Here is a 19,077-nt window from a genome sequence, read left to right on the forward strand (position 1 = left end):
GGTTAGTGGCGCATAACCGGGGTGGGTATTGCCAGTGATTTTTGGGGGCGGTGTCCTCTAGGCTCTGTCTGAAATGTGTCTGCACTCGCCCATACTGCGTTGAAACGGGGCTCGGAATGCTCATGTACGCCAGTACACTGCGCTTCCTCGCCCCGTTTCGCCTTGTCTGGCCTTCGCGCAGACACATTTCAGACAGAGCCTAGTGAGGCGTTTTACGTGTGGCGAGGGGATTTATCCCCGTTGGACTGCGCAGCAGTCCCAAAAAGAACGGACGCTACGCGTCCATCGGGGATAAATCCCCTCGCCACACGTTTGTCGTCGCTTTTATTGCTGCGGCATATCCGGGCTCCTGATCTGCTCCAACATCCACTCCACGAACAGCTTCACCTTGGGCACTTCCGCCGAATGCTCGGGGTACGCCAGGTAATAGGCGCTGGTGCTGGGCATCGCGTGCTGCCAGGCGATGACCAGTTTGCCGTCAGCCAGTTCCTCTTCCACCAGGAACCGCGGCAGCAGCGCCACGCCGCAGCCGACCTGGGCCGCGCGGATGCACATGTAGAAGGTCTCGAAGCGCGGCCCGTGGTAGCTGTGTTCGGTGTGGTAGCCCTGGCTGTCGAACCAGTCGTGCCAGGCCTGGGGCCGCGAGGCGTTTTGCAGCAGGACCAGGTCGGCCAGTTGGGTCGGGTCGCTGAAGGGCCGCTCGGGCAAGCTGCCGGGCGCGCAGACCGGTACCAGTTCTTCGCCGAACAATTTCAGGGATTCGGAGCCGGGTCGCGAGCCCTGGCCGAAATAGAAGGCCAGGTCGCTGCGCCCCTGCAGCAGGTCATCGGCTTCCTGCTCGCTGCACAGGTCCAGGTGAATCGTCGGATGGCGCAGCCGCCAGCCCTTCAGGCGTGGGACCAGCCAGCGAGCACCGAAGGTCGGGGGTGTGGAGACGCGCAGGACTTCGGTGTCACCGCCGTAGGAGCGCAGGTAATGGGTAGACATCTCTACCTGCGTGAGGATTTTTCGTACTTCACCCAGGTACAGCTCCCCGGCCGGCGTCAGTTGCAGGCGCCGGCGCACGCGCCGGAACAGCAGGTGTTGCAGCAGTTCTTCCAGTTGCGCGACCTGCTTGCTGACGGCGCTCTGGGTCAGGTGCAGTTCTTCGGCGGCGCGGGTGAAACTCAAGTGCCGCGTCACCGCTTCGAAACATTGCAGCGCCGTGATCGATGGCAAATAGCGTTTGTTGAGCATGAGGGGGCCTTGTTTCCGGTCGCTCTGTCTGGGCAGCATGAATAAACGGAATGATATCTCGCTTAATGGTCGTTTGTTGGCAAGTCTCGCGCCAGCTACAACTACAGTCCTGATCAGCCGTGATCGTCCGGCTGCCACTTATTGGCTTTTTGCGTGAGGAGTTTTCCATGGTTGCTGCATTGCTTGATCGTCTCGGCGTCGACTCGGCCCTGTACCTGAACGGCACCCAGGCGGTGCATTCACCCATCGACGGCAGCCGCATCGGCGCCGTGAACTGGGAAGGCGCCGCTGAAGTCGAGCAGCAGGTCAGCCGTGCCGAGCATGCCTTCGACCTGTGGCGCCAGGTCCCGGCGCCGCGGCGTGGCGAGCTGGTGCGCCAGTTCGGCGACCTGTTGCGCGAGTACAAGGCCGACCTTGGCGAGCTGGTGTCGTGGGAAGCCGGCAAGATCACCCAGGAAGGCCTGGGCGAAGTGCAAGAGATGATCGACATCTGCGACTTCGCCGTCGGCCTGTCCCGCCAGCTGTACGGCCTGACCATCGCCTCCGAGCGCCCGGGCCACCACATGCGTGAATCCTGGCATCCACTGGGGGTGGTCGGGGTCATCAGTGCCTTCAACTTCCCGGTGGCGGTCTGGGCCTGGAACACCACCCTGGCGCTGGTGTGCGGCAATGCCGTGATCTGGAAACCGTCGGAAAAGACCCCCCTCACCGCCCTGGCTTGCCAGGCCCTGTTCGAGCGCGTGCTGAAGAACTTCAGCGATGCACCGCCCTACCTGAGCCAAGTGATCATCGGCGGCCGCGACGCCGGTGAAGCGCTGGTGGACGACCCTCGCGTGGCGTTGATCAGCGCCACCGGCAGCACCCGCATGGGCCGCGAAGTCGCGCCGAAAGTGGCCGCGCGCTTTGCCCGCAGCATCCTCGAACTGGGCGGCAACAACGCCATGATCCTGGCCCCGAGCGCCGACCTGGACATGGCCGTGCGCGCCATCCTGTTCAGCGCCGTCGGCACCGCCGGCCAGCGTTGCACCACGTTGCGCCGGCTGATCGCCCACGAGTCGGTGAAGGATGAAATCGTCACCCGCCTCAAGGCCGCCTATTCGAAAGTGCGCATCGGCCACCCGCTGGAAGGCAACCTGGTCGGGCCGCTGATCGACAAGCACAGCTTCGACAGCATGCAGGACGCGCTGGAGCAGGCGCTGAGCGAAGGCGGGCGGGTGTTCGGCGGCCAGCGCCAACTCGAAGACCAGTTCCCGAATGCCTACTACGTGTCGCCGGCCATCGTCGAGATGCCCGAACAGAGTGATGTCGTGCGCCACGAAACCTTCGCGCCGATCCTCTACGTGGTCGGCTACAAGGACTTCGCCGAGGCCTTGCACCTGAACAACGCCGTGCCCCAGGGCCTGTCGTCCTGCATTTTCACCACCGATGTGCGCGAGGCCGAGCAGTTCATGTCGGCGGTGGGCAGCGACTGCGGTATCGCCAACGTCAACATCGGCCCGAGCGGCGCGGAAATCGGCGGCGCCTTCGGGGGCGAGAAAGAAACCGGCGGCGGTCGCGAATCCGGCTCCGACGCCTGGCGCGGCTACATGCGTCGCCAGACCAATACCGTGAACTATTCGCTGGAGCTGCCGTTGGCGCAGGGGATCACCTTTGATTAAGGCTTGAGCCAAGCGGTGGCCCCATGTGGGAGCGGGCTTGCTCGCGAAGGCGGTGGACCAGTCGACATCAATGTTGAATGACCGTCCGCCTTCGCGAGCAAGCCCGCTCCCACAGTTGAATTGGTAGTGGTTGGGTTTCTTTTTCGGAGTCTGGCAATGCCGTTACGCGAAGAATGTCTGTGGGAAAAACTGACGCCGCAAAGGCCTGAAAACAGCTCGCTTACTGACGAGATCACGGCCGATGTCTGCGTGATCGGCGCCGGTTTCACCGGCCTCTCGGCGGCCGTGCACTTGCTGGAGCAGGGCCGGCGCGTGGTGCTGCTGGAGGCCCACCGGGCCGGGCATGGCGGCTCGGGGCGCAACGTCGGGTTGGTGAACGCCGGCCTGTGGATCCCACCGGACGAGATCGAGGCCGGGTTTGGCGAAGCGGTGGGCAGCCAGCTCAATCGCATGCTGGGGGCCGCGCCAGCATTGGTGTTCAGCCTGGTCGACAAGTACCACATCGATTGCCAGTTGCGCCGCGAAGGCACCCTGCACATGGCCCATAACGCCCGGGGCGAAGCCGACCTGCGCAGCCGCGAAGCCCAATGGAAGCGTCGTGGCGCGCCGGTGGAACTGCTCACCGGCCAGGCCTGCGTCGAGGCCACGGGCACCGCGAAGATCGCCGCCGCCTTGCTCGATCGGCGTGCCGGCACGCTCAACCCCATGGCCTACGCCAGCGGTTTGGCCAAGACGGCCAGGGACCTCGGCGGCCAGTTGTTCGATCATTCCCCGGTGACCCGCCTGGAACGCCAGGGCCAGCGCTGGTCGGTGCAAACCGCCCAGGGCTCGGTGCTGGCCGAGCAGGTGGTGATCGCTTCCAACGCCTATACCGAAGGCGATTGGACCGACCTGCGGCGCAATTTCTTCCCCGGCTATTACTATCAGGTTGCCTCGGTCCCGCTGACCGACGAGGCGGCCCGGCGCATCCTGCCGGGCGGGCAGGGCTCGTGGGACACTCGCCAGGTATTGAGCAGTATTCGCCGGGACCAGGACGGTCGCTTGTTGCTCGGCAGCCTGGGCAATGGCAACCGCAAGCCGACCTGGTTCCTCAAGGCGTGGGCCGATCGGGTGCAGCGGCATTATTTCCCCTACCTCAAGCCCGTGGAATGGGAGTGCACCTGGACCGGGTGCATCGCCTTCACCCCGGATCACTTGATGCGCCTGTTCGAGCCGGCGCCGGGGCTGGTGGCCGTGACGGGCTACAACGGTCGCGGGGTCACCACCGGAACGGTGGTCGGCAAGGCATTCGCCGACTACCTCTGCCACGGCGACGCGAAGGCCTTGCCGATCCCGTTCGCGCCCATGCAGCCGTTGGCCGGGGTGGGCCTGCGCAGTTGCCTGTATGAGGCGGGATTTTCCCTGTATCACGCGGGCCAGTGCCTGCGGATCGTCATCTGAGTGTAGAAAAATGTTACCGGGCGCCGCGTTTTCCGGCGCAACGGCTAGCCTGTTATGGTGCGGGTTGTAGCAGTTGCGCACCGCCAGTGTGCAGTTCGGTGACGCAGGATGTTACAGCGTGGTTGCACGTCGTTTCGCGCGATGGTTGCAATGATGGCTCATAGAGGGTTTTACCCACATAAATGCATGGTTGCACCTTGCGCGATTTAGACGGTTGCACGCCCCATGAAAAAGGGCCCGAAACAGTCGAAATAACAATAAAGCAGCGACTTTTTTCAGAATAAAAAACCGATGGCACGGCCCTTGCTCTGAGCTTCTCAGTGAAATGAAGTCGCAGTGCCAACTAAAAAAAACCTTGGAGCACCACCTCATGTCCCAGACGTTTTACAAGAAAGGCTTCCTGGCCCTCGCAGTGGCAGCTGCGCTGGGTGTTTCCGCGTTTGCGCAGGCTGATGTGAAATTCGGTGTGGCGGGGCCAATGACCGGTGCCAACGCGGCCTTTGGCGAGCAATACATGAAAGGTGCCCAGGCGGCAGCCGATGTCATCAACAAGGCCGGCGGCGTCAACGGGGAAAAAATCGTGCTGGTCGCAGGCGACGATGCCTGCGAACCGAAGCAGGCCGTGGCCGTGGCCAACCGCCTGGTGGACCAGGACAAGGTGATCGGCGTGGTCGGGCACTTCTGCTCGTCCAACACCATCCCGGCCTCCGAGGTCTATGACGAGGCCGGCGTCATCGCGATCACCCCGGGCTCCACCAACCCGGCGGTCACCGAGCGCGGCCTGAGCGCGATGTTCCGCATGTGCGGCCGGGACGACCAGCAGGGCATCGTGGCCGGGGACTACATCGTCGATGTGCTCAAGGGCAAGAATGTCGTCGTGCTGCACGACAAGGACACCTACGGCCAGGGCCTGGCGGATGCCACCAAGGCGCAGCTTGCGAAGCGTGGCGTGACGCCCGTGCTGTATGAAGGCCTGACCCGTGGCGAAAAGGACTTCAGCGCCGTGGTCACCAAGATCCGTTCGAAGGATGCCGATGTGGTCTATTTCGGCGGCCTGCACCCGGAAGCCGGCCCGCTGGTTCGTCAATTGCGTGAACAAGGCCTCAAGGACGTGAAGTTCATGTCCGACGACGGCATCGTCACCGACGAGCTGGTCACCACCGCCGGCGGCGCGCAATACGTCGATGGCGTGTACATGACCTTCGGCGCCGACCCGCGCCTGCTGCCGGACAGCAAGGCCGTGGTGGACGCGTTCCGTGCCCAGGGCGTCGAGCCTGAAGGCTACACCCTGTATGCCTACGCTTCGGTCCAGGCCCTGGCCGCCGGTTTCAACGGCGCCAAGTCCAACAAGGGCGAGGACGCGGCCAAGTGGCTCAAGGCCAACCCGGTGCAGACCGTCATGGGCAAGAAGGAATGGGACGCCAAGGGTGACCTGAAGGTCTCCGACTACGTGGTCTACCAGTGGGACAAGGATGGCAAATACCACCAGTTGGAAAAACAGAAGTAATTCGAGGGAATGACTAGCCTGTGGCGAGGGGGCAAGCTCCCTCGCCACGGAGACTGTGCTCACCCTGTCCTGATTGGCATTGGCCAAAGGCCCGTCTGTTTTTTTCTACGAGCCGCACATCCTTCTGGCGCTGGGCTTCGGACTGGTCGTCGCGTCTCCGGGGATGTGCTGTCTCACTGCGTGAGATCGCGTTATGGATGGTATTTTCCTGCAGCAACTGATCAACGGCCTGACCCTCGGGTCGGTCTATGGTCTGATCGCCATCGGCTACACAATGGTCTACGGCATCATCGGCATGATCAACTTCGCCCACGGCGAGGTTTACATGATTTCCGCTTACCTCGCGGCAATCAGTCTGGCTCTGCTGGCTTACTTCGGTATTGAATCCTTCCCGCTTATGATCCTCGGCACCCTGGTGTTCACCGTCGTGGTCACCGGGGTCTACGGCTGGGTCATCGAACGCGTCGCCTACAAGCCCCTGCGCAACTCCACCCGCCTGGCACCGTTGATCAGTGCCATCGGCATCTCGCTGATCCTGCAGAACTATGCCCAGATCAGCCAGGGCGCCCGCCAACAGGGCGTGCCAACGCTGCTCGAAGGCGCCATGCGCGTCGACATCGGCAGTGGTTTCGTGCAACTGACCTACACCAAGATCTTCATCCTGGTGGCGGCGTTTGCCGGGATGGGCCTGCTGACCTACATCATCAAGTACACCAAGCTGGGACGCATGTGCCGTGCCACCCAGCAAGACCGCAAGATGGCCTCGATCCTGGGGATCAACACCGACCGGGTGATTTCCTACGTGTTCATCATCGGTGCGGCCATGGCGGCCCTGGCCGGCGTGCTGATCACCATGAACTACGGCACGTTCGACTTCTATGCCGGCTTCATCATCGGCATCAAGGCGTTCACCGCGGCAGTTCTCGGCGGCATTGGCTCCCTGCCCGGGGCCATGCTCGGCGGCATCATCCTCGGGATCTCCGAGTCGCTGTTCTCCGGTCTGATCAACTCCGACTACAAAGACGTGTTCAGTTTCTCGCTGCTGGTGCTGATTCTGATTTTCCGTCCCCAAGGCCTGTTGGGTCGCCCACTCGTGGCGAAGGTGTAAGTATGTCTGCTGCCAATAAACCGATTGATATCAAACAGAGCGTCATCGACGCGATCCTGGCCGGGCTGATCTCGCTGATCGTGTTCGGGCCGATTGTCGGCGTGGTGCTCGACGGCTACAGCTTCAACCTGCAACCGGCCCGCGTCGGCTGGCTGGTGGCGATCGTGATGATCGGGCGCTTTGCCTTGAGCCTGTTCTTGCAAACGCCCCGGGGCCTGAAAGTGCTCCAGGGTTTCGAAAGCCCCGGCGCCGGGGTGCACGTCCTGCCACCGGACTACAAGTCGCGCCTGCGCTGGATCATCCCGGCGCTGATCGTGATAGCCATCGTGTTCCCGTTCTTCGCCAACAAATACGTGCTCACGGTGGTCATCCTCGGGCTGATCTACGTGTTGCTCGGCCTGGGCCTGAACATCGTGGTCGGCCTGGCGGGGCTGCTCGACCTGGGTTATGTGGCGTTCTATGCGATCGGCGCCTATGGCCTGGCGTTGGGCTACCAGTACCTGGGCCTGGGTTTCTGGACGGTGCTGCCCCTGGCGGCGATCACGGCGGCGATGGCCGGCTGCATATTGGGTTTCCCCGTGCTGCGAATGCACGGTGACTACCTGGCGATCGTGACCCTGGGCTTCGGGGAAATCATCCGGCTGGTGCTCAACAACTGGCTGTCGTTCACGGGCGGGCCGAATGGCATGCCAGTGCCGTCGCCGACGATCTTCGGCCTGGAATTCGGGCGAAGGGCGAAGGACGGCGGTGTCCCCTTCCATGAGTTCTTCGGCATCGATTACAACCCGAACCTGAAGTTTTTGTTCATCTACATCGTGCTGTTCATCGTCGTGCTGCTGGTGCTCTACATCAAGCACCGCCTGACCCGCATGCCGGTCGGGCGTGCCTGGGAAGCCCTGCGCGAAGACGAGATCGCCTGCCGCTCCATGGGCCTGAACCATGTGCTGGTCAAGCTCTCGGCCTTCACCATTGGCGCGTCCACGGCGGGCCTGGCCGGGGTGTTCTTCGCCAGCTACCAGGGCTTCGTCAATCCGGCGTCGTTCACCTTCTTCGAGTCGGCGTTGATCTTGGCCATCGTGGTGTTGGGCGGCATGGGCTCGACGGTGGGGGTGGTGATCGCCGCCTTCGTCTTGACCATTACACCGGAGTTGTTGCGCAGCTTCTCCGAGTACCGCGTGCTGCTGTTCGGCGTGTTGATGGTGTTGATGATGATCTGGCGCCCACGCGGCCTGATCCGTATCAGCCGTACCGGGGTGACGCCGCGTAAAGGAGTAGCGCCATGAGCGACGTAGTGCTTAGCGTTGAAAACCTGATGATGCAATTCGGTGGCATCAAGGCCCTCAGTGACGTCAGCCTGCAGGTCAAGCGCAATTCGATCTTCGCCCTGATCGGCCCCAACGGTGCGGGCAAGACCACGGTGTTCAACTGCCTGACCGGTTTCTACAAGGCCTCGGGCGGCAAGATCGAACTCAACGTGCGGGGCGAACGGACCAACGTCATCAAGCTGTTGGGCGAGGCCTTCCGGCCCACCGATTTCGTGTCGCCGACTTCCTTCGCCAGCCGGCTGTACTACAAGATGTTCGGCGGGACCCACCTGGTGAACCGCGCCGGCCTGGCCCGTACCTTCCAGAACATTCGCCTGTTCAAGGAAATGTCGGTGCTGGAAAACCTGCTGGTGGCCCAGCACATGTGGGTCAACCGCAACTTGTTGGCCGGCATCCTCAACACCAAGGGCTACCGCAAGGCCGAAAGCGATGCCCTGGACCATGCCTTCTACTGGCTGGAAGTGGTGGACCTGGTGGATTGCGCCAACCGCCTGGCGGGTGAGCTTTCCTACGGCCAGCAACGGCGCCTGGAAATTGCCCGGGCCATGTGCACCCGTCCGCAGGTCATCTGCCTCGACGAACCGGCTGCCGGCCTCAACCCCCAGGAAACCGAAGCGCTGAGCACGATGATCCGGCTGCTGCGCGACGAGCACGATCTGACCGTGGTGCTGATCGAACACGACATGGGCATGGTAATGAGCATTTCCGACCACATCGTGGTGCTGGACCACGGCAACGTGATCGCCGAGGGCGGTCCGGAGGCGATTCGCAACGATCCGAAGGTGATCGCGGCCTACCTGGGCGCCGATGAAGAGGAACTGGCATGAGTGGACCTATCCTCGAACTCAAGGAGCTGGACGTGTTCTACGGGCCGATCCAGGCCCTGAAGAAAGTCTCGATGCACATTGGCGAAGGCGAGACGGTGAGCCTGATCGGCTCCAACGGTGCCGGCAAGTCCACGCTGCTGATGTCGATCTTCGGCCAGCCGCGTGCGGCCGGCGGGCAAATCATCTACCAGGGCGTGGACATCACCCACAAATCGTCCCACTACATCGCCTCCAACGGCATTGCGCAGTCGCCGGAAGGGCGGCGGGTGTTCCCCGACATGACCGTCGAGGAAAACCTGCTGATGGGCACCATTCCCATCGGGGACAAATATGCCAGCGAAGACATGCAGCGCATGTTCGAGCTGTTCCCGCGGCTCAAGGAGCGGCGCAACCAGCGGGCCATGACCATGTCCGGCGGCGAGCAGCAGATGCTCGCCATCGCCCGGGCATTGATGAGCCGGCCCAAGTTGTTGCTGCTCGACGAGCCGAGCCTGGGGCTGGCGCCGATCGTGGTGAAGCAGATCTTCGCCACTCTGCGGGAACTGGCATCCACGGGGATGACCATCTTCCTGGTGGAACAGAACGCCAACCACGCCCTCAGGCTGTCGGACCGGGCCTACGTGATGGTCAACGGCGAAATCCGCCTGACCGGCACCGGCAAGGAACTGCTGGCCAACGAAGAGGTGCGCAACGCGTACCTGGGCGGGCATTGAGGCGATTGCGGTAATAAAAAACCGGCGAGCGATCGCCGGTTTTTTATTACCGCCACGGATCCCTGTGGGAGCGGGCCTGCCCGCGAAAGCGGTGTATCAGACTCATTGAAGTCGACTGACACCCCGTCTTCGCGGGCAAGCCAGCTCCCACAGGGGATTTCGGCCTCTGCCCGAATTGTGGACAACAATCCCGGACCCCTGCGAAACCGCGACATAAAGTCGCCGCAAACAGTTGTTTTGTCACAGTTTTGACTTGTCCCCGTTTGCTGTGGAACCGGCTGTGGGTAACGTGGGAGTAGCTGGCTGCAAGCCTTTTATTCCGTGGCCTGCAGGGCAGTGATCGATTTTTGATCAGGGGTTTTCAGGCGAGCGGTGACGGCGGTTGTCAACATTTTTATCTGCTCGGCCTGAGGCGTGAAAGTGTGTGGGCAAGCCTGTGGATAACTCTGTGACTAAACTCTGGAAAGACCGCGCTGAAGGCCGTGGTTGCTGGCTTGGCGCCATCGCCTCGTGGGGCGGTGGCTTATAGCAGAGATCCCGAACTGCACAACCTTCGTTGCGGGGTCAAGCGAAAAAAAATTCCAAACACCTCGCGAAGCCTTGTGCACAGCGGCCTGGCGCTTTTGCAGTTGCCCCCGGTTATTGTGGACGTGCCTGTGGATAAGGTGCGCGCAACCGGCTGCAGGCCTTGTTGGGCAAGGCTTGGCGTTGATTGGTTGTTTTATGAGCAATCACGGGCGAGCATCCTCTTTTCACAAGCCTTGCCCCGGCCCTGCCGGGCCGGGCATGCTGTGGGCCGATTTTCATTTCAATGAGCGGTTCAAGCCCAAGCAAGGAGAACACGATGTCCAACACCCTGTTTATCACCGGCGCGACGTCCGGTTTTGGTGAAGCCTGCGCCCGTCGTTTCGCCGAGGCCGGCTGGAAACTGGTGCTGACCGGTCGTCGTGAAGAACGCCTCAATGCCCTCTGCGCCGAGCTGTCGAAGCAGACCGAAGTCCACGGCCTGGTGCTCGACGTGCGCGACCGCAAGGCCATGGAAGACGCCATCGCCAACCTGCCACCGTCCTTCGCCACGTTGCGTGGGCTGATCAACAACGCCGGCCTGGCCCTGGGCGTCGATCCGGCCCCCAAGTGCGACCTCGATGACTGGGACACCATGGTCGACACCAACGTCAAGGGGCTGCTCTACAGCACGCGCCTGTTGCTGCCGCGCCTGATCGCCCATGGCCGCGGCGCCGGGATCATCAACCTGGGCTCCATCGCTGGCAACTACCCGTACCCGGGCAGCCACGTGTATGGCGCGAGCAAGGCGTTCGTCAAACAATTCTCCCTGAACCTGCGTTGCGACCTGCAAGGCACGGGCGTGCGGGTGAGCAATATCGAGCCGGGCCTGTGCGAAAGCGAGTTCTCGCTGGTGCGCTTCGGCGGTGACCAGGCCCGCTATGACGCGACCTACGCCGGCGCCGAGCCGATCCAGCCAGAAGACATCGCCGAGACGATCTACTGGGTGCTCAACACACCGGCGCATATCAACATCAACAGCCTGGAGCTGATGCCGGTGAGCCAGACCTGGGCCGGGTTCGCCATCGAGCGCAACAAGGCTTGATCGCTGGCGGGTTGGGCGGTGGGGCTTACGCCAGGTAGTCGGCCAACCCGCGGTAGCAGGTCAGCAGGTGATACGGCGTGGTCGAGGGCATGTCGCGGCGGCTGACGACGCCATGGGCGTCCAGGCATTCGTTCCAGCCCCCGACATGCAGGAAGTGCTGTTGCAGGGCCTGTAGCTGGCGCAGCAAGGCTTCCTGGCTGGCTGGACGCTGGGTCAGCGCGCGCAGGTACTCGGCCTGGGCCCAGATGCGCTGGGTGGCTTCGCGCACGGTGGCGTGGGGCGCCAGCGCGAGCATGGCGCACACCGCGCCGGACTGCGGGTTCACGCCCTGTTGCTCGGTATAGCCAAAGCTTCGGGACAACGCGGCATGCAACGCGCCATCGCGCAACAGGGGCGAGGACGCCAGCAGGAAATACCACTCGAACTGGTGTCCCGGCTCGAACCAGTTATCCACAGCCTTGAGCGGTTTCTCCATCATCACCCCCAGCGTCGGCTCGATGAAACGCTTGAGCATCCCATCGCACAGGCTCACCAGCGCTCGCTGGACGTGGGCGTCTTCTCGAACCGCGAGGGTGGCGAGAAAGGCTTCGGCCAGGTGCATCAACGGGTTTTGCAACGGGCCCGATGCCTGGGTCGACCAATCGCGCTGGAGGCTGGCTTCGTAGAGGCCGTCGCCGGTGGCGAAGCGTCGGGCGATGACTTCCAGGGCGGCATTGAGCACCGACTCCACCAACGGCTCGCGCACCTTGTCCCAGTAGTGGGCGCAGGCGAACAGGATGAAGGCGTGGGTGTAGAGGTCCTTGCCGGTGTCCAGCGGTGCCCCTTGCGGGTCGATGCTGTAGAACCAGCCCCCGTGTTCGGCATCGTGGAAATGCCGCTGCAGCGAGCGAAACAATGCACTGGCCCGTTCCTCGGCCTGGGGGACTTCGCCAATCAGGCTGGCGAACACATACAGCTGCCGTGCACAAGCCATGGCGCGATAGCGCTGGGGCGGCAGCGGCGCATGGTCGGCGTCCAGGGATTCATAAGGCAGCGCCAGCGCGGCGTTCCAGCCCGGTCCTTGCCACATCGGCACGATCACCTGGTGAAAATGCCGGCGCACCGTGGCGAACAGGGCGATCAATTCAGGCGGGGGAGCGGGGCGGGAAGCATCAGGCATTGGCGAGCGTCGTCACGGCAGGGGGGTGATTGCGCGACATGGTAGCAGAGTGATCGGCTTCAGATAGCGAGCGCCTGCAAGTCTGTCATCGCGAGCAGGCTCGCTCCCACGCTGTACAGGTTGTGGGAGCGAGCCTGCTCGCGATGGCGGCCCGGCAGGCGCTAATAAGTCAGCCCGCCAGCAACCAAACCCCAGCCGCGGCCGAAGCTGCCCCGGCCAATCGAACCCATGGCGCTGCCGCTCGCGGCAACACCCGCACCAGGGCAAACCCCAGACCGTGCAACGCCGCCGTCGCCGCGACGAAGCCCGCCGCATAGGCCCACGGGCTCGACATGTCCGGCAATTCCAAGCCATGGGCCACGCCATGGAACAGCGCAAACAGCGCCGTCGCCGCCATCGCCAGGCTCAGGGGCGGACGCACCGCCAGGGCCACCGCCAGCCCGAGGGCCAGGACCGAGGCGGCGATGCCCCCTTCCAGGGCCGGCAGGCCGAAACCTTCGAAGCCCAGCAAGCCGCCGGCCAGCATGGCCCCGACGAAAGTGCAGGGCAGGGCCCAGCGTGCGGCGCCCTGTTGCTGGGCCGCCCACAAGCCGACCGCGAGCATCGCCAGCAGATGGTCGAGCCCGCCGATGGGGTGGCCGAGGCCGGCGATCAGTCCATTGTCGCCGTGGCCGGGGTGGGCGAAGGCCAGGGTCGGCGCCAGCAGCAGGGTGAAGGCGGCGAGGATGCGTTTGAGTGTCATGGGGCGGCTTCCTTGTTGAAATGTCGAAAAATCAGGCACTGGTCAGCAGGCCTTGGCGTTCGATGAAAGCGATGATTTCGTCCAGGCCCTGGCCGGTTTTCTGGTTGCTGAACACGAAGGGGTTGCCGTTGCGCATCCGCCGGGTGTCGCTGTCCATCATCTCCAGGGACGCCCCCACCAGCGGCGCCAGGTCGATCTTGTTGATCACCAGCAGGTCGGATTTGCAGATGCCCGGCCCGCCCTTGCGCGGCAGTTTGTCCCCGGCCGAAACGTCGATCACATAGAGGGTCAGGTCCGACAGCTCAGGGCTGAAGGTCGCCGAGAGGTTATCGCCGCCGGACTCCACCAGGATCAGGTCCAGGCCCGGAAAGCGCCGGTTCAATTGGTCCACGGCCTCCAGGTTGATCGACGCGTCTTCGCGAATCGCCGTGTGTGGGCAGCCGCCGGTTTCCACGCCGATGATCCGCTCCGGCGCCAGGGCTTCGTTGCGCACCAGGAAATCGGCGTCTTCGCGGGTATAGATGTCGTTGGTGACCACCGCCAGGTTGTAGCGCTCGCGCAGCGCCAGGCACAGGGCGAGGGTCAGGGCGGTCTTGCCGGAGCCCACCGGGCCGCCGATACCGACGCGCAGGGGTTGTGTGTTCATGGGTCTCTCCTAGGAACGGAACAGGCGGCTGTACTGGCGCTCATGGGCCATGCACGCCAGGGACAGGCCGAACGCGGCGCTGCCAGGGTGGTCGGGGTCGATGCTTGAAGCGGTGCGCTGGGCCTGCTGCAGCAACGGCAGCAGCTCGCTGGTCAGGCGCTGGGCGGCCTGCTGGCCCAGCGGCAGGGTTTTCATCAGCACCGCCAGCTGGTTCTCCAGCCAGCTCCACAGCCACGCGGCGAGCGCATCCTGGGGCGTGATCTGCCAGGCGCGGGCAGCGAGGGCCCAGCACAGGGCCAGGTGCGGTTCGGGGGTGGTGTCGAGAAAGCCCCGGGCGGCGTTATCGAGTTCCGGCAAACCGTTGAGCAGTTGTCGCAACGAGTAGCCCATCTGCCGGCTCTCTTGATACAGCTCGCGGGTTTCGCGACTGGCGCGGTGTCGTTCGCCGTTGCCCCGCAAGGCCGCCCAATCGTCGCCGGCCGCCGCCGTGCAGTGGGCCAGCAGCAACGGCGCTTCGAAGCGGGCGAGGTTGAGCAGCAACTGGTCGGCGATCCAGCGCCGCGCGGTGTCGGTATCGTTGACCTGGCCGTTCTCCACCGCCATCTCCAGGCCCTGGGAATAGCTGTAGCCGCCGATGGGCAATTGTGGGCTGGCCAGGCGCAACAGCGCCCAGGCCGGGTTCATGTGCGCACGCCGAACTGATGCAGGCGCGGCGCATAATTGAACGCTTCCTCGCCGTGCCGGGAATGGTGATGGCCGCCGCCATAGGCGCCATGTTCCGGCTGGAACGGCGCTTCGATGGCTTCGGCGCGGGCCCCCAGTTGTTCGAGCATCGCCTTGAGCACGTAATCGTCCAGCAAACGCAACCAGCCATCGCCCACTTGCAGGGCGACATGCCGATTGCCCAGGTGATAAGCGGCGCGGGTCAATTCGAAGGCATTGGCGCAGGTCACGTGGAGCAACTGCTCGTCCCGGGCACACACGCGCACGACCCGTCCGTCCTCGGCCTGCAGGTATTCACCGTCGTACAACGGCGGCTGGCCACGCTCCAGAAACAGTCCCACGTCCTCGCCCTCGGCACTGAAACAGCGCAGGCGACTCTTGCTGCGGGCGTCATAGGTCAGGTGCAGCTCGGCGTCCCAGCGGGGTTGAGGGTCGATCCTGCGATGAATCACCAACATCGGAAGGCTTCCAGCAATGGGCAATGCTGTGTTTAGAGCAAGGGGCTTGCCAATCGAAGTGGGTGTAGGAAATGGCCGTCGAAAACGGTGCGAAGTTTCTTGTGGGGGGAGGTGTTTTGTTTCGAGTTGGTGCGTGAAGGTGGGGTGGTGCACCATTTTGTGGCTTGGCGGTGTTGATGAGTGGTCAGCAAACGCGATGCCGCGCGAAAAACGGTGCATCAGGGGGATGGGTGGTGGGGCGTCTTCGCGAGCGGGCTCCCTCCCACAAGGGGCATGCGGCTCGCGGAATTTTATCTGCACGCTACTCCGTGCTGCCCAAGCCCTGCCAATGCTTGAGCCCGATGAAAATGAACCGCAATTGCTGGGTAATTTTCGCCTGGGGCGTCAGGTGCGCAGGCAAGGCCTGGGCCGGCGGATCGATGATGTCGGGCAGCGTAGCGAACACACTCTTGACGATCAGGTCAGCCATGACGCTCAACGCCGCCAGGTCCAGGTGCTGCAGCTTGGGCATCAAGGCCAGGTCGGCGGCCAGGTCGGAACTGATGCCTTCGCGCAGTCGCGCAATGGCCTGGCGCACCGGCAGGGAGCCGCCGTACTGCTCGCGGGCGAGGAACAGGAATTGCGAGCGATTGGCCTGCACCACGTCGAGGAAGATGCGCACCGACGCATCGATAATGCCGCCCATGACGAATTCGTTGTGGCGCACCAGGCGGATGGTTTCGCGGAAGGTCTGGCCGACTTCGCTGACCAGTGCCAGGCCGAGCTGGTCCATGTCGTCGAAGTGCCGGTAGAACCCGGTGGGGACAATGCCCGCCGTCCTGGCGACTTCCCGCAGGCTCAGGCTGCCGAATCCCCGGCCGCACTCCATCAAATGGCGGGCCGCGTCCATCAGGGCTATTCGGGTCTGTTGTTTCTGTTCGGCGCGGGGCAGCATCGCAGGACTGACTTCCGAGTCATGGGAGCGACGCACTCTAGCAAATCGGCTTTGTCGACGTCGAACGGTAGAAGGGGATCAAGCGGGGAAACGCGGGGCTGGAAAGTCAAAAGCCCGATTGCAGGAATCGGGCTTTTTTCAAGGCCGCCATGGGCTTAGCTCACAGTGCCGTTGCGTTCGATCACACGGTCACCACCGTCGGCTGCCAGCGCTTCACCCAGTGGGGTGCGGTCGGAGCCGTCGGCTGCCAGGCCTTCGCGTCGTTGTTGTTGCGGGGTGCGGTCACCACCGCTTTCAGCGAGGCTTGCGCCTTGCGTCGTCCGGTCACCACCACCTTCTACCAGACCTTTTTCTTCCAGGCGATCACGGCCACCTTCGGCAACGGTCTGGCTGTAGACGGAGTGGCTGTCCTTGACTTGCGGGGTGGCCTGTTCGGAGGCTGGCAGTGCGAAGGCAGTCGAGGCCAGCAGGGAAAGGGACAGGCTCATCAGTAATTGGCGTTTCATGATCAGTGCTCCTTGGGAGGGCGATAAAGTGGGTACGAGGGCAATGCTACTCTCGATAAGTCGATATAAAAGTTCATAAACGCAATGGTAATAATCAACGGAATTGATTGTTCTGGGCGAGGGCTCTAGGACGGGCGTTTCCAAGGTGCGGTTTTGCACCGCAGTGGGTATTTTGTACCCATTGCTGCGTCACGAACGTGCGGGTGCGGTAACAGTTTGCTGACGGATCGGTCAGCAATTCGAGATTTTTTTAGGCCGGCGGCGGCCACGGTGTTAAACCTGTTGGCCGCTTTGCCAGTCTGACCTTTCATAACGAGCCGGTTAACAGGCTCGCCTTTTTCCCGGCGCCGCCGTCTGGACGCCGACTTGTATCAGGAGCCTCGTGCATGACGCGCACCTCGAAAATCCTCGCCTGGAGCTTTGCCAGCCTTGTAGTCCTGCTGGCCGTGTTGGTGCTGGTGATCGTGTTCTTCGACTGGAACCGCATCAAGCCCACGCTCAACGCCAAGGTGTCCGAGGAATTGCATCGACCCTTCGCCATCAACGGTAACCTGGCGGTGGTCTGGCGGCGCGAATTGGAGGAGGGGGGCTGGCGGGCCTGGCTGCCTTGGCCTCATGTGGTGGCCGAGGACTTGAGCCTGGGTAACCCGGATTGGTCGAAAACCCCGCAGATGGCCACGCTCAAGCGTGTCGAATTGCGGATTTCGCCCCTGGCCCTGCTGGGCCGGCGGGTGGCCATCCCGCGTATCGACCTGACTGAACCCAACGCCAGCCTGCAACGCTTGGCCGATGGGCGCGCCAACTGGACATTCCAGTTCGACCCGAAAGACCCGGACGCCGAGCCATCCAGCTGGGTGGTGGACATCGGCGCCATCGGTTTCGACAAGGGCCACGTCAGCCTCGACGACCAGACGCTCAAGACCCGGCTCGACCTGTTGATCGATCCGTTGGGCAAGCCCATCGCGTTCAGCGATATCGTCGGTGACAAGGCCGCCAGAAAAGCCCAGGAGCAAGGGGCGGCGCCACAGGACTACGCGTTTGCCTTCAAGGTCGACGGCCAATACCACGGGCAGGCGCTCAACGGTTCGGGCAAGGTCGGTGGCCTGCTGGCGTTGCAGGATGCCTCGCGGCCTTTCCCGTTACAGGCCCAGGCCAGGATCGCCGACACCCGCGTCGAACTGGCCGGTACGCTGACCGACCCGATGAACCTGGGGGCCCTCGACCTGCATTTGAAGCTGTCCGGCACGAGCCTCGCCCATCTCTATCCGCTGACCGGCGTGACCCTGCCGGATTCGCCGCCCTACGCCACCGACGGCCGCCTGGTCGCCAAGCTCCATGAGCCGGGCGGGGCGCTGTTTCGCTATGAGGATTTCAACGGCAAGATCGGTGACAGTGACATCCACGGCAACCTCGCCTATGTCGCCAGCCAGCCGCGGCCCAAGCTCAGCGGCGCGCTGGTGTCCAACCAACTGCTGTTCAGCGACCTGGCGCCGCTGATCGGCGCCGATTCCAACGCCGAGCAAAAGGCCCGGGGCGGCGCCAGCAAACAGCCGGCCGACAAGGTCTTGCCGGTGGAAACGTTTCGCACCGAGCGCTGGAGCGCAATGGACGCCGACGTGGAGTTCACCGGCAAACGCATTGTCCACAGCGCGCAATTGCCGTTCACCGACCTCTACACCCACCTGGTGCTCACTGATGGACAGTTGAGCCTGGAGCCCCTGCGTTTTGGCGTGGCTGGTGGCCGGCTCGATGCCCAGATCCGCCTCAATGGCCACACCCAACCGCTCGAAGGCCAGGCGAAGCTGACCGCGCGAGGCTTCAAGCTCAAGCAATTGTTTCCTGGCTTCGAGCCGATGAAGACCAGCTTCGGCGAACTGAACGGCGACGCCGATATCAGCGGGCGCGGCAATTCGGTGGCGGCGTTGCTGGGCACCGCCAACGGCACGCTGAAAATGCTCATCAACGATGGCGCCATCAGCCGGGAACTGATGGAGCTGGCGGGGCTGAACGTCGGCAATTACGTGGTGGGGAAAATCTTTGGCGACAAGGAAGTGAAGATCAATTGCGCGGCGGCCGACTTCGACATCAAGACGGGCCTGGCGACCAGCCGCCTGTTCGTGTTCGACACCGAGAACGCGATCATCTACATCGACGGCACGGCGAACATGGCCACCGAACAACTGGACCTGACCATTTCGCCGGAATCCAAGGGCTGGCGCCTGATTTCCCTGCGCTCGCCGCTGTATGTGCGCGGCCCTTTTGCCAAGCCCTCCGCCGGCGTCAAGGCGGTGCCGCTGATGTTGCGCGGCGCCGGCATGGTGGCGCTGGGGGTGATCGCCGCACCGGCGGCCGGTTTGCTGGCGCTGGTGGCGCCCAGCGGTGGCGAGCCGAACCAGTGTGCGCCGTTGCTGGAACAGATGAAGGCGGGCAAGGCGCCGGTGACGGTCAAGCCGACGCGCTAGCAGACAGATTGCTGTGAGGCTTAG

17 protein-coding genes are annotated in these 19,077 nt (G+C 63.4%); 9 read left to right on the plus strand and 8 right to left on the minus strand.

Features of this window, described 5'->3' with window-relative positions; all coding sequences use genetic code 11:
* Positions 1–324: 324 nt before the first annotated feature.
* A complete protein-coding gene (locus Q6A48_RS14455; protein WP_304554786.1) occupies positions 325–1,236 on the minus strand; it encodes a LysR family transcriptional regulator in 912 nt (303 codons plus the stop codon).
* A gap of 167 nt (positions 1,237–1,403) precedes the next feature.
* Between Q6A48_RS14455 and amaB the strand changes: the two genes are divergently transcribed.
* The 8 genes from amaB (at position 1,404) to Q6A48_RS14495 (ending at position 11,423) form a co-directional block, all read left to right on the plus strand.
* Complete coding sequence (amaB, locus tag Q6A48_RS14460) at positions 1,404–2,894, plus strand: L-piperidine-6-carboxylate dehydrogenase (protein WP_304554787.1); 1,491 nt, start codon at positions 1,404–1,406, stop codon at positions 2,892–2,894.
* Positions 2,895–3,050: 156 nt separating this feature from the next.
* On the plus strand, positions 3,051–4,334 hold the full coding sequence (amaA, locus tag Q6A48_RS14465; protein WP_304554789.1) for an L-pipecolate oxidase: 1,284 nt from the start codon (positions 3,051–3,053) through the stop codon (positions 4,332–4,334).
* A gap of 370 nt (positions 4,335–4,704) precedes the next feature.
* Positions 4,705–5,841: a branched-chain amino acid ABC transporter substrate-binding protein gene (locus Q6A48_RS14470; RefSeq protein WP_304554791.1), complete on the plus strand. Its 1,137-nt coding sequence runs from the start codon at positions 4,705–4,707 to the stop codon at positions 5,839–5,841.
* Between the two features lie 193 nt (positions 5,842–6,034).
* A complete protein-coding gene (locus Q6A48_RS14475) occupies positions 6,035–6,949 on the plus strand; it encodes an ABC transporter permease subunit (protein WP_304554793.1) in 915 nt (304 codons plus the stop codon).
* A 2-nt stretch (positions 6,950–6,951) separates the two neighbouring features.
* The gene (livM, locus tag Q6A48_RS14480; RefSeq protein ID WP_304554794.1) at positions 6,952–8,232 is read left to right on the plus strand and encodes a high-affinity branched-chain amino acid ABC transporter permease LivM; all 1,281 of its coding nucleotides are present in this window, start codon (positions 6,952–6,954) and stop codon (positions 8,230–8,232) included.
* Positions 8,229–9,101 (plus strand): ABC transporter ATP-binding protein, encoded by an 873-nt coding sequence (locus Q6A48_RS14485; protein ID WP_304554795.1) that lies wholly within the window; start codon positions 8,229–8,231, stop codon positions 9,099–9,101. The genes livM and Q6A48_RS14485 overlap by 4 nt, the downstream gene beginning before the upstream one ends.
* Positions 9,098–9,814, plus strand: a complete 717-nt coding sequence (locus tag Q6A48_RS14490) for an ABC transporter ATP-binding protein (protein ID WP_018606262.1) — start codon at positions 9,098–9,100, stop codon at positions 9,812–9,814. Before Q6A48_RS14485 ends, Q6A48_RS14490 begins: the two co-directional genes overlap by 4 nt.
* A gap of 844 nt (positions 9,815–10,658) precedes the next feature.
* Positions 10,659–11,423 carry an SDR family oxidoreductase gene (locus tag Q6A48_RS14495; protein ID WP_304554798.1) on the plus strand — a complete coding sequence of 255 codons (765 nt, stop codon included), beginning with the start codon at positions 10,659–10,661 and terminating at the stop codon, positions 11,421–11,423.
* Positions 11,424–11,448: 25 nt separating this feature from the next.
* Here the strand turns inward: Q6A48_RS14495 and Q6A48_RS14500 are convergent, their stop codons facing one another.
* The 7 genes from Q6A48_RS14500 to Q6A48_RS14530 all read right to left on the minus strand — a co-directional run bounded on the left by Q6A48_RS14500 (position 11,449) and on the right by Q6A48_RS14530 (position 16,591).
* Complete coding sequence (locus tag Q6A48_RS14500; protein WP_304554799.1) at positions 11,449–12,582, minus strand: AGE family epimerase/isomerase; 1,134 nt, start codon at positions 12,580–12,582, stop codon at positions 11,449–11,451.
* A 169-nt stretch (positions 12,583–12,751) separates the two neighbouring features.
* Positions 12,752–13,324: a HupE/UreJ family protein gene (locus Q6A48_RS14505; RefSeq protein WP_304554800.1), complete on the minus strand. Its 573-nt coding sequence runs from the start codon at positions 13,322–13,324 to the stop codon at positions 12,752–12,754.
* Between the two features lie 31 nt (positions 13,325–13,355).
* Positions 13,356–13,970, minus strand: coding sequence for an urease accessory protein UreG (ureG, locus tag Q6A48_RS14510; RefSeq protein WP_304554801.1), 615 nt, complete (start codon positions 13,968–13,970; stop codon positions 13,356–13,358).
* 9 nt (positions 13,971–13,979) lie between these two features.
* Positions 13,980–14,654, minus strand: coding sequence for an urease accessory protein UreF (locus Q6A48_RS14515; RefSeq protein WP_304554802.1), 675 nt, complete (start codon positions 14,652–14,654; stop codon positions 13,980–13,982).
* Entirely contained in the window at positions 14,651–15,151 is a 501-nt protein-coding gene (gene ureE / locus Q6A48_RS14520) for an urease accessory protein UreE (RefSeq protein WP_304554803.1), read from the minus strand. Before ureE ends, Q6A48_RS14515 begins: the two co-directional genes overlap by 4 nt.
* Before the next feature lie 301 nt (positions 15,152–15,452).
* Complete coding sequence (locus Q6A48_RS14525; protein WP_304554823.1) at positions 15,453–16,085, minus strand: TetR family transcriptional regulator; 633 nt, start codon at positions 16,083–16,085, stop codon at positions 15,453–15,455.
* 155 nt (positions 16,086–16,240) lie between these two features.
* Positions 16,241–16,591: a hypothetical protein gene (locus Q6A48_RS14530; RefSeq protein ID WP_304554804.1), complete on the minus strand. Its 351-nt coding sequence runs from the start codon at positions 16,589–16,591 to the stop codon at positions 16,241–16,243.
* Between the two features lie 386 nt (positions 16,592–16,977).
* Here Q6A48_RS14530 and Q6A48_RS14535 point away from each other — a divergent pair, with 386 nt between their 5' ends.
* Positions 16,978–19,053, plus strand: coding sequence for an AsmA family protein (locus Q6A48_RS14535; RefSeq protein WP_304554805.1), 2,076 nt, complete (start codon positions 16,978–16,980; stop codon positions 19,051–19,053).
* Positions 19,054–19,077: the final 24 nt, after the last annotated feature.

The sequence above is a fragment of the Pseudomonas citrullilanati genome (assembly GCF_030580855.1).
Taxonomy (GTDB): Bacteria; Pseudomonadota; Gammaproteobacteria; order Pseudomonadales; family Pseudomonadaceae; genus Aquipseudomonas; species Aquipseudomonas citrulli.

Excerpts from the sequence above, each read along its gene's own strand:
- Q6A48_RS14455 (WP_304554786.1), bottom strand. The coding sequence starts at position 1,236 with ATGCTCAACAAACGCTATTTGCCATCGATCACGGCGCTGCAATGTTTC.
- amaB (WP_304554787.1), top strand. The coding sequence starts at position 1,404 with ATGGTTGCTGCATTGCTTGATCGTCTCGGCGTCGACTCGGCCCTGTAC.
- amaA (WP_304554789.1), top strand. The coding sequence starts at position 3,051 with ATGCCGTTACGCGAAGAATGTCTGTGGGAAAAACTGACGCCGCAAAGG.
- Q6A48_RS14470 (WP_304554791.1), top strand. The coding sequence starts at position 4,705 with ATGTCCCAGACGTTTTACAAGAAAGGCTTCCTGGCCCTCGCAGTGGCA.
- Q6A48_RS14475 (WP_304554793.1), top strand. The coding sequence starts at position 6,035 with ATGGATGGTATTTTCCTGCAGCAACTGATCAACGGCCTGACCCTCGGG.
- livM (WP_304554794.1), top strand. The coding sequence starts at position 6,952 with ATGTCTGCTGCCAATAAACCGATTGATATCAAACAGAGCGTCATCGAC.
- Q6A48_RS14485 (WP_304554795.1), top strand. The coding sequence starts at position 8,229 with ATGAGCGACGTAGTGCTTAGCGTTGAAAACCTGATGATGCAATTCGGT.
- Q6A48_RS14490 (WP_018606262.1), top strand. The coding sequence starts at position 9,098 with ATGAGTGGACCTATCCTCGAACTCAAGGAGCTGGACGTGTTCTACGGG.
- Q6A48_RS14495 (WP_304554798.1), top strand. The coding sequence starts at position 10,659 with ATGTCCAACACCCTGTTTATCACCGGCGCGACGTCCGGTTTTGGTGAA.
- Q6A48_RS14500 (WP_304554799.1), bottom strand. The coding sequence starts at position 12,582 with ATGCCTGATGCTTCCCGCCCCGCTCCCCCGCCTGAATTGATCGCCCTG.
- Q6A48_RS14505 (WP_304554800.1), bottom strand. The coding sequence starts at position 13,324 with ATGACACTCAAACGCATCCTCGCCGCCTTCACCCTGCTGCTGGCGCCG.
- ureG (WP_304554801.1), bottom strand. The coding sequence starts at position 13,970 with ATGAACACACAACCCCTGCGCGTCGGTATCGGCGGCCCGGTGGGCTCC.
- Q6A48_RS14515 (WP_304554802.1), bottom strand. The coding sequence starts at position 14,654 with ATGAACCCGGCCTGGGCGCTGTTGCGCCTGGCCAGCCCACAATTGCCC.
- ureE (WP_304554803.1), bottom strand. The coding sequence starts at position 15,151 with ATGTTGGTGATTCATCGCAGGATCGACCCTCAACCCCGCTGGGACGCC.
- Q6A48_RS14525 (WP_304554823.1), bottom strand. The coding sequence starts at position 16,085 with ATGCTGCCCCGCGCCGAACAGAAACAACAGACCCGAATAGCCCTGATG.
- Q6A48_RS14530 (WP_304554804.1), bottom strand. The coding sequence starts at position 16,591 with ATGAAACGCCAATTACTGATGAGCCTGTCCCTTTCCCTGCTGGCCTCG.
- Q6A48_RS14535 (WP_304554805.1), top strand. The coding sequence starts at position 16,978 with ATGACGCGCACCTCGAAAATCCTCGCCTGGAGCTTTGCCAGCCTTGTA.